This window comes from Nocardia sp. bgisy134 (assembly GCF_057708325.1).
This window is the reverse complement of sequence record NZ_JBYIRW010000002.1, coordinates 183,169-198,501: the sequence shown is the minus strand read 5'-3', so window position 1 is coordinate 198,501 and position 15,333 is coordinate 183,169. Positions and strand designations below refer to the sequence as shown.

Sequence of the window (15,333 nt, the reverse complement as noted above, 5' to 3'; positions counted from 1 at the left end):
GAGGCATCAGCGGTCACCTAATCCACATTTCCGGCCATACCGCAGCCATACCCACCGCCGTTCCCATGTTCTATTATCTGCGTATGAATGCAGATAGTCAGCCACTGCGGCCTCCGATCGCCGAGGACCAAGTCCGGCTGGTCGTCGAGGTCTTCCGCATGCTGGCCGACCCGACCCGGGTGCAGATCCTGTGGGCGCTGGTGGATCGCGAACTGTCGGTGAATGATCTGGCCGGACAGGCGGGCAAACCCGCACCGTCGGTCTCCCAGCATCTGGCCAAGCTGCGCATGGCGCGTCTGGTGCGCACGCGCAGGGCGGGCACCACGATCTTCTACAGCCTGGAGAACGAGCACGTCCGCCAGCTGGTGGTGGACGCGGTCTACAACGCCGAGCACGCCGGACCGGGCATCCCGGCGCACCACCGCGGCGCGGGCGCGGTGCTCGAACTGCCGGAGCGGAATCGAGCGACGCCGTGAGCCATACGAAACGACCGGGGGGACATCGGCATTCATCCTCCGACCTGATCGGCCGCAGCTCCGATCGGGAGCCCGAGAACGACCACGGGCACACCCACGACCACGGTCATACGCACGACCACAACCACAACCACGAGAACGAGCACGGGCACGACCACGCGCACGGGCACGGGCACGGGCACGGGCACGGGCACGGGCACGGGCATACGCACGACCACGACCACCCGGGCGGCCTGCGCGGCATCCTCCGTGAGATCTTCGCTCCGCACAGCCACGACGCCGCCGACAGCATCGATGACGCGCTCGAGGCCAGCGCGGTCGGCATCCGAGCCGTCAAGATCAGCCTCGCGGTGCTCGGCCTCACCGCCGCGCTCCAGGTTCTCGTCGTCGTGATCTCCGGATCGGTGGCGCTGGCCGCCGACACCATCCACAACTTCTCCGACGCGCTCACCGCGGTCCCGCTGTGGATCGCGTTCGCGCTCGGCCGCCGGGCGGCCACGCGTCGCTACACCTACGGTTTCGGCCGGGCCGAGGATCTCGCCGGGCTCTTCGTCGTCGCGATGATCGCGCTCTCGGCGCTGATCGCGGGGTACGAGGCGGTGCGCAGACTCATCCATCCGGTGCCGATCGATCACCTGGGCTGGGTCGCGCTGGCCGGGCTGATCGGCTTCCTCGGCAACGAGATCGTGGCGCTCTACCGAATCCGGGTCGGGCGGCGCATCGGGTCGGCGGCGCTGGTCGCCGACGGATTGCACGCGCGCACCGACGGATTCACCTCGCTCGCCGTGCTGCTCGGCGCGGCCGGGGTGGCGATGGGCTTCCCGCAGGCCGATCCGATCATCGGCCTGGTGATCACGCTGGCCATTCTGGCCGTGTTGCGCACCGCGGCGCGCGATGTCTTCCACCGGCTGATGGACGGGGTCGAACCGGCTCTGGTGGCGGACGCGGAGCGGGCGCTCGCGGCCGAGCCCGGTGTCGAGGGGGTGCGCAGTCTGCGCATGCGCTGGATCGGGCACCGGCTGCACGCGGACGTCGAGATCGATGTTGTGCCGACCATCACACTGGCCGACGCGCACCGCCTCGCGCACGAGGCCGAGCACACCCTCACGCATGCCGTACCGAAGCTGGACACCGCCCTGGTGCACGCATATCCGGCCCACAACCATTGACAGCTTTAGCTTTTCGGTTGCCGCGCTGACCTGGGGAAACTGAGGGCGGACGCCCCCGTTTTCGATTTGGGTTCTGGCCGGTCGCGGTGTGACTACCTTTCGGTAGCATCGCCGCTGTGACGTGGCTCATGCCGGCCACTGAGGATGAAGGAGTTACCGATGTTGAGCACCATGCAGGACGAGCCGCTCTCGCTGGCGACGCTCTTGAAGTACGCCGCGACCTTCCAGGGCGACAGCACGGTGTCCACCTGGACCGGCACCGGCGTGCGGACCATGACCTACCGCGAACTGGGCGCCGAGTCGGCTCGACTGGCGAATGCGCTGCGCGGGTTCGGCATCGGCGTCGGCGACCGGGTCGGCACCTTCATGTGGAACAACAACGAGCACATGGTCGCCTACATCGCCGTGCCCGCCATGGGCGCGGTGCTGCACGCGCTCAACATCCGCCTCTTCCCCGAGCAGCTGGTCTACGTGGCCAATCACGCCGAGGACCAGGTGGTCATCGTGGACGGCACCCTGGTGCCGATGTTCGCGCAGTACCTGCCGAACCTGAAGACGGTGCGCCACGTCATCGTCGCCAACGGCGACGCGTCCGCGTTGCAGGCCCCCGAGGGCGTGCAGGTGCACTCCTACACCGAGCTGCTCGCCGCCCAGCCGGACACCTTCGATTTCCCGGTGATCGACGAACAGTCCGCCGCGGCAATGTGTTACACCTCGGGCACCACCGGCGACCCGAAGGGCGTGGTGTACTCGCACCGCTCCAACTGGCTGCACGCCATGCAGGTCTGCTCGCCGATGGGCATGGGCTTCACCGGGTCCGACAACGTGCTGGCCATCGTGCCGCTGTTCCACGCCAACGCCTGGGGCCTGCCCTACGCCGCGCTGATGTCGGGCGCGAATGTGCTGATGCCCGACCGCTTCCTCCAGCCGGGCCCGCTGCTGGAGATGATGGCCGACCAGCAGCCGACCTTCGCCGCGGCCGTGCCGACCATCTGGGGCGGCGTGCTCGCGGGTCTGGCGGCCAAGCCGCAGGACATCTCGCACCTGCGCACCGCGGTCGTCGGCGGTTCGGCGGTGCCGCCCTCGATGATGCGCGCCTTCCAGGAGCAGCACGGCGTGCGCATCCTGCACGCCTGGGGCATGACCGAGACCTCGCCGCTGGGCAGCGTCGCGCACCCGCCCACCGGCGTCACCGGTGAGGAGGAATGGGAATACCGCTACACCCAGGGCCGTTTCCCCGCCAGCGTGCAGGCGCGGCTGGTCGGCGACGACGGCAGCGTGGTGCCCAACGACGGAGAATCGCTGGGCGAGCTGGAGGTTCGCGGTCCGTGGATCACCGGCTCCTACTACTCCCCCGACGGCGCGGTCATCGACCCGGACAAGTTCGACGACGGCTGGCTGCGCACCGGCGACGTCGGCAAGATCAGCCCCAACGGCTACCTCACCCTGGTCGACCGCTCCAAGGACGTCATCAAGTCCGGCGGTGAGTGGATCTCCTCGGTGGACCTGGAGAACGCCGTCATGGGTCACCCGTCGGTCGCCGAGGCCGCCGTCATCGGCGTGCCCGACGAGAAGTGGGACGAGCGGCCGCTGGTGGCGATCGTGCTGAAGGAGGGCACCGAGGCCAAGGCCGAGGACCTGCGCGACTTCCTCGCCGACAAGTTCGCCAAGTGGCAGCTGCCCGAGCGGTGGACGTTCATCGCCGAGGTGCCCAAGACCAGCGTCGGCAAGTTCGACAAGAAGCGCCTGCGCGCCCAGTACGCCGACGGCGACCTGACTGTCACCACGCTCTCCTGAGCGTCCGCGAAGCCCGGCCGCGGTGCGCGGCGCCGCGGCTGGGCTTCGTGCGGTCGGGCAGCCCGGCCTCGGTGCGCGCCAGTGCGGTCGATCCGCACGCCGATCGGAGCCGGACTCGTTGCGCGCCACCGCGATCGGGCCTCACACTGTCAGGAGGTGGGATCGGTCCCCGCACGGCGCGCCCGCTTGGCCTGCGCCCGGTCGATGCGCGGATCCTCGGTCACCTCATAGCGTTTCAGGTACAGGCTCACGAACGACTGCACCGTGGCGATGGCCGGGATGGCGAGCAGCGCACCCACCGCTCCGAGCAACGCACCGCCCGCCAGCACGGCGAGCAGCGCGACGGCCGGATTGACGTCCACGGTGCGCGCGGTCAGCTTCGGTTGCAGGACGTAGTCCTGTAGCTGCTGGTAGACGATGACGAACAGAATCACCCAGACCGCGTCCAGCGGCCGGATCGTGAGCGCGACCAGCACCGGCAGCGCCCCTGCCAGATACGTTCCGACGGTCGGCACGAACGAGGCGACCACGCCGAACCAGACCCCCATGGCGATGGCGTTGGGCACGCCGAGCACCGCGAGGAAGATGCCGTGCGCGACCGCGGAGATCACCGCGAGCAGCGCGCGGGAGTAGAGGTAGCCGCCGGTTTTCTGGATGGCGAGATCCCAGGCGTGCAGCACCGCGTCCTGCTTGGCAGGCGGCAGCAGCGAGCACAGCGAGTGCCGCAGCTTCGGCCCGCCCGCGGTGAGATAAATACTGAACAGCGCGATGAGCAGCACCTTGGCCAGTCCGCCGACGATCGTGGCGGACAGACCCCACACGTGGCCCGCGGCGTGCTCGGCGTATCCCGTGAGCGTGTCGGTGTCCTCGGTCAGCTGGCCGCGCAGTTGATCGAGGGTGAAGTCCTGGTGGAAGGTGCGATTCACCCAGTCGACCGAGTCGTTCACCAGCCGCGGCAGTTCGATCACCAGGTCGTGGACGGTCTCCACCAGCAGCGTGCCGAGCGCCACGACGAAGCCGGCGGCGAACAAGAACACCAGCACGAAGACCACCGCGGTGCCGAGCCCGCGGGACATGCCGCGCGCGGCCAGGCTGTCCACCGCCGGTTCCATCGCCAGCGAGACGAAGAACGCCACGAACAGCACGACGAACAACCCGATCAGCCGGTGCGCCGCCCAGTCGAGCAACTGGAACGCGCCGAGCAGCAGGAAGGCCAGCACCAGCGCCCTCGGCACCCACGGTGGCATTCGCCTGCGGTCGGTGACCTGGGGCTGCTCCTCGCGCGCCCCGACCTCGGAGCCGGTGGGCTCCGATGCCTCGGGACCCGGCTCGGCGTCGGGCGGGTGGGCGGCCACGAGCCCAGTGTGGTCGATCCCGCCGCGAATTCGCGGTTACGACCCGCGGCCGGATCGGGGTGCTACCGCTGCGCTCGGTCGCCGGTCAGAAACTCCGAGATGGCCGCGCCGACCGCGTCGGGTCGATCGAGCATGGACAGCACGTAGGCGTCCTCGATCTCGATCAGGCGGGCGCGTGGGATCAACTCGGCCAGCCTGCGGCCGTGCTCGCGCGGCATCACCTTGCCCGCGGCCGACCACAGGATCAGCGCGTCACCCGAGAAGCGGCGCAGCGCTGCGGTGTTGGCGATGAGCTCGGCTTTCGGGAAACCGGACTTGGTGTAGGCGAGCAGGTCGCGGCGGATGAGTTCGTCGCGCAAGCCGGGTTCGGTCCAGCCGCGCACCAGGTCGTCGGGTAGCGGCCTGCGCGCCATCCACCCGAACAACAGCGGCGAGGAGCGCAGCCACCGCACGCGTAATTGCCGCAGCGCCAGCGATATCCCGCCCGGCATCGCGGTCGCGACCACGGCCATCTTGCCGGGCAGGCCGGGCGGAAAGTTGTCGAAGGCCTCGCACGGCAGCACGACCAGCCTGCCGACGCGCTCGTCGAGGCCGTAGGCGGTGAGGAACAGCCCGCCGCCCCAGTCGCTGTGCACCAGGGTGACATCGCGCAGATCGAGCGCGGCGAGAAAGTCCGCGATGAGCTGATTCAGCCCGCGCAGGCTCAGGTCGACGCCCGGTTTCAGCGGGATCGGATGCGCGCCGAGCGGCAGATCGGGCAGCACGTACCGGAAACCCGCGGGCAACCGGTCGAGCACCGTGTCCCACACCGTGTGATTCATCAACAAGCCGTGCAGCAGCACCACCGGCGGCCCATCGCCACGTTCGACATAGTGCACCTGACCAGCGGGAAGGTCGACGATCGGCATCGAATTCCTCCATTCGAGCGTTCGCTCTAGAGTGTTTGCTCTAGTCTGGAACGGTGACCGAGAAAATGTCAACAAGTACCCGCGATCGCCTCGTCACGGCCATGGCGGAACTCCTGCGCACCCGGGGCTACAGCGGCACCAGCGTCAAACAGGTCACCGTGGCGGCGGGCGCGCCGATGGGCTCGCTCTACCACCACTTCCCCGCGGGCAAGCCGCAGATCGCCGCCGCCGCCCTGCGCACCTCCGGCGCCGCCTACATCCAGCTGCTCCCCCTGCTCATGGATCCGCACGACGACCTCCGCGCGGCGGTGCCAGCGGCCTTCGCCGCCGCCGCCGAACAGATCGAGCAGACCGGCTGGATCAACATGTGCCCCGTCGGCACCGTCGCAGGCGAGATCGCGGACAGCGAGCCCGCCCTGCGCGAGGTCGCGGCGGAGGTCATCGGAGATTGGGTCGAGCAAGGAACGGACTACTTCGTCCGCCGCGGCGTCGAACCCACCGCGGCCCGCGATCTGATCCTGGCGATCCTCAGCGCACTGGAGGGGGCATTCGTGCTGAGCAGGACGCTGCGCACGGCAGAACCACTGCATTCCGCCGCTCGCGCAATGGGAGCGCGGGTGGTGGAGTTGCTGGCCGGAGCTCGCGACGTAACCCAGGCGCGGTAGACCACCATGACCGCCGCAGCCCGCCCGCAGCTTCCACCTCACACACGTTCGATACCCGCCACATACGCGGTGCCTATGCGGCGCATCTGAAGCCTTTGTGACAGTCCGGCGTCGCTACTCGGGCGGCGCCCCGCGGCGCGGGTGGCGGCTACGGCAGGTGGGCGCTGGCATGCTCCGCGACGGTTCGGACGTCCGCCACGGTTCCGTCGTAGTGCGGGTCCTTGCAGCGCAGCGCGAATGCCGCGAGCGGCTCTTTCACGCCGAGGAAGACCTCGTCCTCGGTCTGCACCGTCGGGTTGTCGCACCAGATGGAGAACACCGCGCCTTCCAGGTAGTCCGGATAGGGCGGACCTTCGATCGCCTGTCGCCCGGCCAGCGCGGGCGGGATCGGACTGGGCTGCGAAACCGGTAGCATTGGACTGAATTCTCCTGGGGTCCAACGACTTTCGAGAATACTGCGAGCTGTCGGGTACGGGTAGACCAGCGTGTTGCCGAGCGCGTAGTAGAGCTGCCGGTCGTTGAAATTCACCAGTCGGTGCCCGGCGTCGACGAACTGCCGCACGCGCGCGTGCCCGGGTGACCAATGCGTCCAACAGTGCACTTCGATATCCGAATCCAACTGCACCACATGGCTTTTCAGCATGCCGTCAGTCCACACGCTCACGTCGAAACCAAGGGATTTCAGCTTGCGCCCGAACCGATTCGCGACGCTGGTGGTCAAATCGTGCTGAGTGGCGTCGGGACCGAACAACTCCCGCGCCCGGTCGTCCAGATTCGAATACAACTGCTCGATCGAGACAACGCCGAGAAACTCGTCGAACCCCATCCCCACCGCGTCGCGTCCGCGAACACCTCCGCATACTCCTCGACCAGCCCCTCCGCGTATCTCAGCGCGGCCTCGCCGGTGATGTCGAGCGCGCTGGCCAGCGGCACGCCGAACCTGTTGCGCAGCTGAAACTCCGGATGCGGCCGCAACGCCGCACCCATATGACCGGGCATATCGAAATCCGGAATCACCGCGACTCCCCGCCCCGCCGCAAACCGCATGAACTCGCCGATCTCGGCCTTCGAATACTGCACACCACCGTTGATCTCCGGATACCGATCACTCACGATCCGAACGGACTCGTTCTCGGAGAAGTGGAAGTGCAACTCGTTGAGCCCGAGATTCGCCATATACGCGACGAACCGCAGCAACCACGGCATCCCGAAGTGCTTGCGCCCCACATCGATCAACACCCCCCGCCGCCCCACCGACCACGCTTCCCCACCCGGCTCCGCCCGCGCAACACCGACCACCGGCAACGCCGCAACCCCCAGCCCGAACCCGAAGAACCCCCTGCGATTCACCATGCGCATCACCCTCCGACAGCGACCCCGCGAACCCACCCGCCGCCTCAATTGAACGCCGCCCCCGAGACGCCCAGCAGCGTACTGCGGATTACCGAACCCAACACCCCCAACGCACCGAAGCCCCTCCGTACCCCCACCTGTATCGCCCGCCCCACACCATCGCCCGCCACCCCGATCCATAGGCACCCGTGCACCGCAAGGTTCACCTGTCGAACAGCGTCTCCCAACGAACCACCGCCCCCAGCACCGTTTCGAGAAACCCTCGGAAACCCAAACCCAACGCAGCTGCTCACATAGAACCAAACCCGACCAACACAAGGGGGTCCGGGGGCGAAGCCCGCCGGGCGGGGCGTGGGGGTTGCACCCCCACAAAACAGACGAAATGAGCCCCCGGCAAACGCACCCCGCGAGCACGGCTCGCCGAGCGAATGAAGTGCCCTCGGCAGGATTCGAACCTGCGACACCCGCTTTAGGAGAGCGGTGCTCTATCCCCTGAGCTACGAAGGCCGGTTTGGTGGGACTGTCGCAGTCTACCGGGTGAGGCGCTCAGGGACAGCATCGTGCCGATCGTGCGGATGTCGGGTGGTGATCGGCCCACCCGCACGCCGGGCTCCGCGCTCAGAACCCGCCGTCGAAACCTCCCCCATCGAAGCCCCCACCGCCGTCGTAACCGCCGCCGTCGTAGCCACCGCCGTAGCCGCCCCCGTCGTAACCACCGTCGTAGCCACCGCCGTCGTACGGAGCGGTATCCGAACCCCAGTCGCCGCCCGCGTCACCCTCGCCCGCCGCGACTCCGTCCTGATATCCCTCGCCGTAACCACTCTCGAACCCTTGCGCTCCGTACCCCACGCCCGACATTCCCGCGAACAGCGAGGTGAACAAGAGCGCGGAGCCGAGCCCCCACGCGCCGCCGATGAGCGCCGGCTTCCACCAGGGTTCGGAATACCAGCCCGCGGGCACCGGCCGTCCGGCGACGCGTCCGCCGGGATAGTAGTTCGGCGTGGCCGAGGACGGGTTGGGTGACGCGGCGATCTCTCTGCCCTCGAAGGCGATCACCCGATCCTCGCTCACTCGTCCGGACACGGCCTGGCCGTCGAGCTCGGGGATCGAGGGGCCCGGATCCATGCCCATCGCGGAACGTGCGGCGCGGATGTAGTAGAGACCTTCTAGCGCAGTCTGTTTCGCCAGCCGGGCCTGGGCGGGCGTGGCGGCCTGGTCGAGCTGCGACCCCGCGGCGGCGTACCGCTCCGAGGCGTCCACGAGGGCTTGTTTCGCCGCATCGTTGCTGGCGCTCAGGTGGTAGATCTGACCCGCGAGCCGCTCGTTCACCTGACGGGCGTCGGCGAGCGCGTCGGCCAGCTCGGTCTGCGTCCGCTGCTTGCCCTCTCGACCACGCATGAGCAGCAAGATCGCCACGGCCACGACCACGATCAAAACCAGCAGCCACTCCATTGTCCGTCCGCCTTCCGTACACGGTAGGCCCCGATTCCGAGTTTACTGACGGCTTGCTGCTGCCGGGCTGAGCGTCCAAACTCCGCAGTGCCCACAAGCCGAGCCACCAGGCGACCATCAGTATCGGCGGGCGCCCGCGTAGGGCATCGAGGACATCGGCGACATCACGACGCCCGTACCGTACGTCGAGGCGTGGATCACCTGACCGTCCCCGGCGTACAGACCGGAGTGGCCGCCACCGTAGAAGGACACGACATCACCCGGCTCGAGTTCCTCCTGGGAGATCGGCATACCCGAGGACAACTGCTGGTAGCTCGTGCGCGGCACGTCCACACCCGCCTGCTCGTAGGACCACTGCACCAAACCGGAGCAGTCGAAGACGTCAGGTCCCGTCGCGCCCATGCTGTAGTCGGAGCCGATCTTGGCGCGCGCGGCCTCGACCGCGATGGCGCCGGGGGACGGATGCTCGACGACCGGAGGCTTGGGAACCGCGAACGGTGCGGGCAGCACCGGTTCGAGCAGTCCGGCCAGGAACGGGAGATGGGCGCGCAGCAGATCGATGGGCGTCGACGGCGTCGTGCTCGCCGGAGCCTGCGGAGCCGCCGCGGTCTGCGGAGCCGGTGGAGTCGCCGCGAATTCGATCACCGCCAGCGGGGCCGTGTACACCACCTCGGGGGGACCCGCGATCGCGGGAGCATGTGTCACCGGCAGCAACGACTCTGCCATCTGCGTCATGCGCGCGATGTCGACAAGGGAAATACCGAAGATCGCCGGAAGATCCACGACGGCCGGATGGTCCACAGCCGCTGAAACATCCGTGGCGACCGGAACACTCACGGCGGCCGAGACATCCATCCCGGCCGGAATCTCCACGGCGGTCGCAACATCGACCGCGGCCGGAACGTTCACGACGGCCGGAACATCGATAGCAGCCGGAACGCTCACGACGGCCGGAACATCGATAGCAGCCGGAACGTCCACCACGACCGGCATGTCGACGGCAGCGGGCTCGTCGATGACAGCGGGGACAACCTGGGATGGGCGTACTCGAATATCGGGATAATCGAATTCGGTGAAAGCGGGCGGTACCGGAATCGCGTCCGGAACTTCGAAAACGCCGATGCCGGGAATTGCGACCGGCTTGGCCGAAGCCTGTCCGGCGCCCACGAGCAGGGCGCCGATTGCCGCCGCGGCGGCCAGGCCCCAGAAAATCGCGCGACGTAGGAAGCGCGAATATCGACCCTCAGCGGTTGATGCCATGATGCGGTCCTCCGATGCTCATATCGAAGGCTCTCGGCTCTGCCATGCGGCGCCGCAATTACTGGCGGGCAGGACGTCACCTAGACCTTCGAATTCGATTCGAAAAACATCACGGTGTTCAGTCCAGCGGATCCGAGAATCCATCTTGCGCCGGAGAACAAAGGCCGCAAGCACCAACACGACATTTTATGATAACAAAATAATAACCAAATTCCACGAATTCTACTTTTCGAAAATACGATGGCGCCCCGCCCGGAATTTCTCCGTAGCGGGGCGCCGTTTTCGCGAGGAAGTCAGGCGGTGATCTGCTCCTCGATTTGTTCGGCGAGCGTGCGCAATCGAGCCGCGAATTCGCGGGCCGCGGCCGGATCGCCGCTGGAACCCTTGACGACCCGCCTGCTCAGCGCGACCAGCCGCGATTCCATGGTGGAGAACAGATCGGCGGGCCGATGACCGCCCGCGGTCAGTTCCCCGCGCAGCCACGCCTGCAACCGCGCGATCACCAGGGCCTCGTCGTAGCGATCGGGCAGCAGCGCGATCGCCTCGCGCAGCTTGCCCGCCGTGACTTTGCCGCCGGGACCGCCCGCGACGGTGGTGTACACGGTCACCGCCGCGTCCTCGCCGTGTTCCGCGGCCACCGGGAGCAGTTCGCGCACCTGCCCCTCGTTGATCGTCGGCGCGACGGGGTACAGCCGGGCGGCAAGCGGCCACGCGCGAATCAGCTTGTGCGCGTAAGAGCGCTGCATGTCCCAGCGCTGCTCGACGTAGTCGTCGAAGGTGGGGTGGCTGTCACGATAGAGGCGGCCGTCCCGGACGATCTGCAACGCGCGACCCGCGGCCCAGAACGCGATGCGCAGCGAGTCGATCGAGGACTCGCACGCGCTGAGCTGCTCTTGTTCGCGCCGGTTCAGCGGACCTTCGCCCGCCGTGGGCAGCGGCATGGTGAGCACGTCAGCCAGCTGTTCCGTCCCGCTCGGGCTCGGATTCGCGACAACCTGGCGCACCGCCTGCGTCCCCGGCGGCATCGCTTGCGCTCCCGCCGGGACGGGCGCGACCGGCGGCGTCACTCGCGCCTCTGCCGGGGCCGGCGCGACCGGCCGCGTCGCTTGTGTCTCGACCGGGGCCGACGCGGCCGAACGCGTCGCTTGCGTCTCCACCTGTGCAGGCGCGGACTGGCGGAGTGGCTGCGGATCCGCGACAGCCGGCCGGGACGGCTCGGTACCCTGCGGGAACTCCTCCGTGACCGGCCGTGCCCGCTCGGACCGCCATTCGGCGTCTCGCAACGGCGAGACCGGCGGCGTGTGTTCGGCGCTGTCGGACAACGGATTCGCGGCCCCGCCGATGGACCCTTTTCTACGCTGCGGAGGCATCAGGCCGACACCTCCACCGCTAGTCGGTACGGGGCGACCAATTCATCGCCGACCTGCTGATATTCGCCGAGATCCGCGATCGGGTTCTCGGCGCCCTCGCCGACCTCACCGTCCGCGGCCTCGCGATACCACTTCCACGCGCTCAGATACGCGCCGAACACGTCGTATCCGGCGTCTTCCAAATTGCCGCGCTGCGTACGGTATTCGGTGGAGACGTTCACGCCGTTCTTCATGGTGACCGGCACCTTGGTCATCAGCACGCGCACCCGGATTTCCCGGTCGTGTCCGGCGGCGGCCTCCGCGGCGGCCTGATAGGTACTCGGGACGCGCTTGACCTCCGAGGGACTCACGCTGGTCAGCAACAGGAGTTCGTCACTGACCGGAATGGCCGCCTTGAATATCTCGGCCGACTCGCCGCCGGCATCCACGATGACGACGTCGAATTTGTGGGCATTGTCGTGGATGCAGTCGTCGACGTGCCGGGACGGAAAGGCGATCAATTCGAACGGCACCGCGACCTGCCCTTTGAGCAGCCTGCGATACCAGGAATATCCCGTCTGGCTGAGCGGGTCCGCGTCGATGACCAGCACCCGCAGCTCGTGCACTCTGGCGAAATAAGAGGCCAGGAAGAAGGCCGAAGTTGTTTTTCCGACACCGCCCTTCAGATTCCCCAACGTGATCACCAAGGGTTTGGGCAGTTCGAGAGGCGCAACAGAATTCGTCATGGACAGTCCTCCGAGTGTGAGGAGTGCAAGAAACTCTGGCGGAACGAGTCTTGCACAGCGCAAGCGAATTACCGTTGATTGCGACGCGTCTTTTTCGGCGCCGCGACCGTGTCCAATTGGACACAGCGGCCGGACGGCCGGTCAGGCGCCCAGTGCGGTGAGAATCTGCTCGGTCGAACTGACACGCCCGAGGCGCGGGAAAATCTTCGTGAAGGAATGCAGGTGCGAGGCCTCGTCGGTGTCGGTGGTCGCATCCTCGGCGAACACCAGCTCGTAGTTGTGCTCCCACGCCGAGCGCGCGGTCGACTCCACGCCGATGCTGGTGGCGATGCCCGCGAGCACCAGCCGGTCGATGCGGCGGCGGCGCAGCTGGAGATCGAGCTCGGTGCCGGTGAACGCGCCCCAGTGCCGTTTGGTGATGAACAGGTCGGCAAGGTCGACCAGCTCGGCCGGGATCTCCGCGAAGGGCGGGCGAGGGGCGGCGGCCGGGCCGGGCCGATCGCAGGCGGCGGGCGGCAGATCGCCGCTGTCCTCGGACCACTCCACGCGCACCACCACGACCGGCAACCGGTTGGCGCGGAATGCCTCGGCGAGGCGGACGCTCTGTCGCAGCACGTCGCGCACGGGACGTACCGTCGGCCGCTCGAGCACGCCGCGCTGGAGATCGATCAGAACCAACGCGGTGTTGTCGAAGCTGACGACCGGCACTGCGAATCCTCTCGGCGACTTCCGCGAGAAGCCATCTAGTTAGCAAAACTCACAATTTTTTCAACCCTATCGCATGGGTCAAGTCCCCTCATACGTCGACTTTCCGCCATCGGCACGCCGGGCGTGACGCTCCGCGACGAACGCGAGGAGCAGGTCGGCGACCACGAATCTGCGCCGAGATTCTCATGAAATATGTTGTGCCACTTTATATTTAGAAACCAAGGAAGTCAGCGCCGCTGCCTGAACGGCAGTCGCAGCTCCGATCGCTGTCGTCGGGCGCCACCTGCGCTCAACGTCCGCTGCCCCCTTTTCGCGGCCTGCGGTGCGAGGACGTGTGCGACACCGACGACCGCACCGACTCTGCGACCATTGCTGGGCACCACCAGCGCCCAACGTCGGCAGGCCGAGCAGCGCACGAGGGGTCATATACCCCGTCGGGGCACGCGCTCCCCCAGGTCAGCCGGAGATTAGCCGACTGGGCAGCGGGTAGCTCCCGACCATGGACCACTCACGAGCTCCCCTGGTGGACGCACTCGCCGCGTATCACCGTTCGGGCCGGTACGGGTTCACTCCGCCGGGTCATCGACAGGGTCGCGGTGTCGACGAGCGCGTGCTGGACGTGATCGGGCGGGACGCGTTCCGCTCCGATGTGCTGGTCGGACCCGGTCTCGACGACCGCCTTTCCCGAGGCGGCTACCTGGCCGAGGCCGAGAAACTGATGGCCGACGCGGTGGGCGCCGAGAAGGCCTTCTTCTCCACGTGCGGGAGCTCGCTGTCGGTGAAGGCCGCGATGATGGCGGTGGCAGGCGGGCAGGGCGGTGGTTTGCTGGTGGCCCGCGACAGCCACAAGTCGATCGTCGCCGGGCTGATCTTCGCCGGCGTCAGGCCGCACTGGATCACCCCGCGCTGGGACGCCGAGCGGCATTTCTCGCATCCGCCCTCACCGCAACAGGTGCGCGAAGCATGGGAGCGCAATCCCGACGCGGCGGGCGCGTTGATCGTCAGCCCGAGCCCGTACGGCACCTGCGCCGATATCGCGGGGATCGCGGGCATCTGCCACGAGCGCGGCAAGCCGTTGATCGTCGACGAGGCGTGGGGCGCCCACCTGCCGTTCCATCCCGAACTGCCCACCTGGGCCATGGATGTGGGTGCCGACCTGTGCGTGGTGAGCGTGCACAAGATGGGCGCGGGGTTCGAGCAGGGCTCGGTGTTCCACCTCCAAGGGGATCTGGTCGACCCGGCGCGGCTGAGCGCGTGCGCCGACCTGCTCATGACCACCAGCCCGAACGTGCTGGTCTACACCGCGCTCGACGGCTGGCGCAGGCAGATGGTGCAGCACGGGCGCGAGTTGCTCGACGCGGCGCTGCGCGTCGCGGACCAGGCCCGCGCCGACCTGGCCCGGATACCGGGCATCGACGTGATGGCGGACGAACTGCTCGGCGTCGAGGCATCGCACGATCTGGATCGACTCCAGGTGCTGATGGACGTCTCGGCGACGGGATCGACGGGTTACGACGCGGCCGACTGGCTGCGCGAACATCGCGGCATCGACATGGGGCTGGTCGATCACCGCCGCGTTCTCGCGACGGTGTCGATGGCCGACGACAAGGACACCGTCGCCGCTCTGGTCGAGGGCATCGCCGCATGGCGCGACCAGCTGAAAGACCCCCGGCCGTCGCGGATCCGATTGCCCTCGCCCGACGAGCTCCAGCTCGAGACGGTGGAGCTGCCGCGCGAGGCGTTCTTCGGTGACGTCGAGATCGTCCCGATCGGCAGGGCGCCGGGACGGATCGCGGCCGAGCAGCTCACCCCGTACCCGCCGGGCATTCCGGTGGTGGTGCCCGGCGAGCGGCTCAACGAAGCGGTGGCGGAGTACTTGCGGTCCGGTCACGAGGAGGGCATGAACGTGCCGGACGCCGCCGATTCCAGCCTGCGGACGGTGCGCGTCGTACGCGAGTAATTTCGCCGTCGCCGCAGCCGCCGACCCGGTCGGACGTCGTCCGGCCGCACCGGCGAGCGTCGTCGCGGCGATCTTCGCAGCACCGGCACGACCCGCCCCGCGCGATGCTGTGACGTACCCCAACAGGGCATCGAC

Annotated in this window: 14 protein-coding genes and 1 tRNA gene; 5 read left to right on the top strand and 10 right to left on the bottom strand. The window is 67.9% G+C overall.

Features of this window, described 5'->3' with window-relative positions:
• Positions 1-83: 83 nt before the first annotated feature.
• From AC3ERS_RS04915 to AC3ERS_RS04905, 3 genes are all read left to right on the top strand, one after another.
• A complete protein-coding gene (locus AC3ERS_RS04915; protein WP_431963924.1) occupies positions 84-476 on the top strand; it encodes an ArsR/SmtB family transcription factor in 393 nt (130 codons plus the stop codon).
• Positions 473-1,645, top strand: a complete 1,173-nt coding sequence (locus AC3ERS_RS04910) for a cation diffusion facilitator family transporter (RefSeq protein WP_431963922.1) — start codon at positions 473-475, stop codon at positions 1,643-1,645. Before AC3ERS_RS04915 ends, AC3ERS_RS04910 begins: the two co-directional genes overlap by 4 nt.
• 159 nt (positions 1,646-1,804) lie before the next feature.
• Positions 1,805-3,442, top strand: coding sequence for a long-chain fatty acid--CoA ligase (locus AC3ERS_RS04905; RefSeq protein ID WP_431963920.1), 1,638 nt, complete (start codon positions 1,805-1,807; stop codon positions 3,440-3,442).
• Between the two features lie 149 nt (positions 3,443-3,591).
• Here the strand turns inward: AC3ERS_RS04905 and AC3ERS_RS04900 are convergent, their stop codons facing one another.
• Positions 3,592-4,797, bottom strand: coding sequence for an AI-2E family transporter (locus AC3ERS_RS04900; protein ID WP_431963918.1), 1,206 nt, complete (start codon positions 4,795-4,797; stop codon positions 3,592-3,594).
• Positions 4,798-4,859: 62 nt separating this feature from the next.
• A complete protein-coding gene (locus AC3ERS_RS04895) occupies positions 4,860-5,705 on the bottom strand; it encodes an alpha/beta fold hydrolase (protein WP_431963916.1) in 846 nt (281 codons plus the stop codon).
• 65 nt (positions 5,706-5,770) lie between these two features.
• Between AC3ERS_RS04895 and AC3ERS_RS04890 the strand changes: the two genes are divergently transcribed.
• Positions 5,771-6,370 (top strand): TetR/AcrR family transcriptional regulator, encoded by a 600-nt coding sequence (locus tag AC3ERS_RS04890; protein ID WP_431963914.1) that lies wholly within the window; start codon positions 5,771-5,773, stop codon positions 6,368-6,370.
• Positions 6,371-6,518: 148 nt separating this feature from the next.
• Here AC3ERS_RS04890 and AC3ERS_RS04885 read toward each other — a convergent pair whose 3' ends face one another.
• The 8 genes from AC3ERS_RS04885 to AC3ERS_RS04850 all read right to left on the bottom strand — a co-directional run bounded on the left by AC3ERS_RS04885 (position 6,519) and on the right by AC3ERS_RS04850 (position 13,238).
• Entirely contained in the window at positions 6,519-7,196 is a 678-nt protein-coding gene (locus tag AC3ERS_RS04885; RefSeq protein ID WP_431963912.1) for a hypothetical protein, read from the bottom strand.
• Positions 7,088-7,723, bottom strand: coding sequence for a family 20 glycosylhydrolase (locus tag AC3ERS_RS04880; protein WP_431963910.1), 636 nt, complete (start codon positions 7,721-7,723; stop codon positions 7,088-7,090). The genes AC3ERS_RS04885 and AC3ERS_RS04880 overlap by 109 nt, the downstream gene beginning before the upstream one ends.
• Positions 7,724-8,157: 434 nt before the next feature.
• A tRNA-Arg gene (locus tag AC3ERS_RS04875) sits at positions 8,158-8,230 on the bottom strand.
• 111 nt (positions 8,231-8,341) lie between these two features.
• On the bottom strand, positions 8,342-9,175 hold the full coding sequence (locus tag AC3ERS_RS04870; RefSeq protein ID WP_431963908.1) for a DUF1542 domain-containing protein: 834 nt from the start codon (positions 9,173-9,175) through the stop codon (positions 8,342-8,344).
• A 117-nt stretch (positions 9,176-9,292) separates the two neighbouring features.
• Positions 9,293-10,435, bottom strand: coding sequence for a C40 family peptidase (locus tag AC3ERS_RS04865; protein ID WP_431963906.1), 1,143 nt, complete (start codon positions 10,433-10,435; stop codon positions 9,293-9,295).
• Positions 10,436-10,728: 293 nt separating this feature from the next.
• The gene (locus AC3ERS_RS04860) at positions 10,729-11,460 is read right to left on the bottom strand and encodes a hypothetical protein (protein ID WP_431963904.1); all 732 of its coding nucleotides are present in this window, start codon (positions 11,458-11,460) and stop codon (positions 10,729-10,731) included.
• Between the two features lie 344 nt (positions 11,461-11,804).
• The gene (locus AC3ERS_RS04855) at positions 11,805-12,530 is read right to left on the bottom strand and encodes a ParA family protein (protein WP_431963902.1); all 726 of its coding nucleotides are present in this window, start codon (positions 12,528-12,530) and stop codon (positions 11,805-11,807) included.
• Between the two features lie 141 nt (positions 12,531-12,671).
• The gene (locus AC3ERS_RS04850; protein ID WP_431963900.1) at positions 12,672-13,238 is read right to left on the bottom strand and encodes an isochorismatase family protein; all 567 of its coding nucleotides are present in this window, start codon (positions 13,236-13,238) and stop codon (positions 12,672-12,674) included.
• Positions 13,239-13,737: 499 nt separating this feature from the next.
• Between AC3ERS_RS04850 and AC3ERS_RS04845 the strand changes: the two genes are divergently transcribed.
• Positions 13,738-15,198 carry an aminotransferase class I/II-fold pyridoxal phosphate-dependent enzyme gene (locus AC3ERS_RS04845; protein WP_431963898.1) on the top strand — a complete coding sequence of 487 codons (1,461 nt, stop codon included), beginning with the start codon at positions 13,738-13,740 and terminating at the stop codon, positions 15,196-15,198.
• Positions 15,199-15,333 lie beyond the last annotated feature (135 nt).

Excerpts from the sequence above, each read along its gene's own strand:
- AC3ERS_RS04860 (WP_431963904.1), bottom strand. The coding sequence starts at position 11,460 with ATGCCGCCGGGGACGCAGGCGGTGCGCCAGGTTGTCGCGAATCCGAGC.
- AC3ERS_RS04870 (WP_431963908.1), bottom strand. The coding sequence starts at position 9,175 with ATGGAGTGGCTGCTGGTTTTGATCGTGGTCGTGGCCGTGGCGATCTTG.
- AC3ERS_RS04845 (WP_431963898.1), top strand. The coding sequence starts at position 13,738 with ATGGACCACTCACGAGCTCCCCTGGTGGACGCACTCGCCGCGTATCAC.
- AC3ERS_RS04890 (WP_431963914.1), top strand. The coding sequence starts at position 5,771 with ATGTCAACAAGTACCCGCGATCGCCTCGTCACGGCCATGGCGGAACTC.
- AC3ERS_RS04905 (WP_431963920.1), top strand. The coding sequence starts at position 1,805 with ATGTTGAGCACCATGCAGGACGAGCCGCTCTCGCTGGCGACGCTCTTG.
- AC3ERS_RS04915 (WP_431963924.1), top strand. The coding sequence starts at position 84 with ATGAATGCAGATAGTCAGCCACTGCGGCCTCCGATCGCCGAGGACCAA.
- AC3ERS_RS04895 (WP_431963916.1), bottom strand. The coding sequence starts at position 5,705 with ATGCCGATCGTCGACCTTCCCGCTGGTCAGGTGCACTATGTCGAACGT.
- AC3ERS_RS04880 (WP_431963910.1), bottom strand. The coding sequence starts at position 7,723 with ATGGTGAATCGCAGGGGGTTCTTCGGGTTCGGGCTGGGGGTTGCGGCG.
- AC3ERS_RS04885 (WP_431963912.1), bottom strand. The coding sequence starts at position 7,196 with ATGGGGTTCGACGAGTTTCTCGGCGTTGTCTCGATCGAGCAGTTGTAT.
- AC3ERS_RS04855 (WP_431963902.1), bottom strand. The coding sequence starts at position 12,530 with ATGACGAATTCTGTTGCGCCTCTCGAACTGCCCAAACCCTTGGTGATC.
- AC3ERS_RS04865 (WP_431963906.1), bottom strand. The coding sequence starts at position 10,435 with ATGGCATCAACCGCTGAGGGTCGATATTCGCGCTTCCTACGTCGCGCG.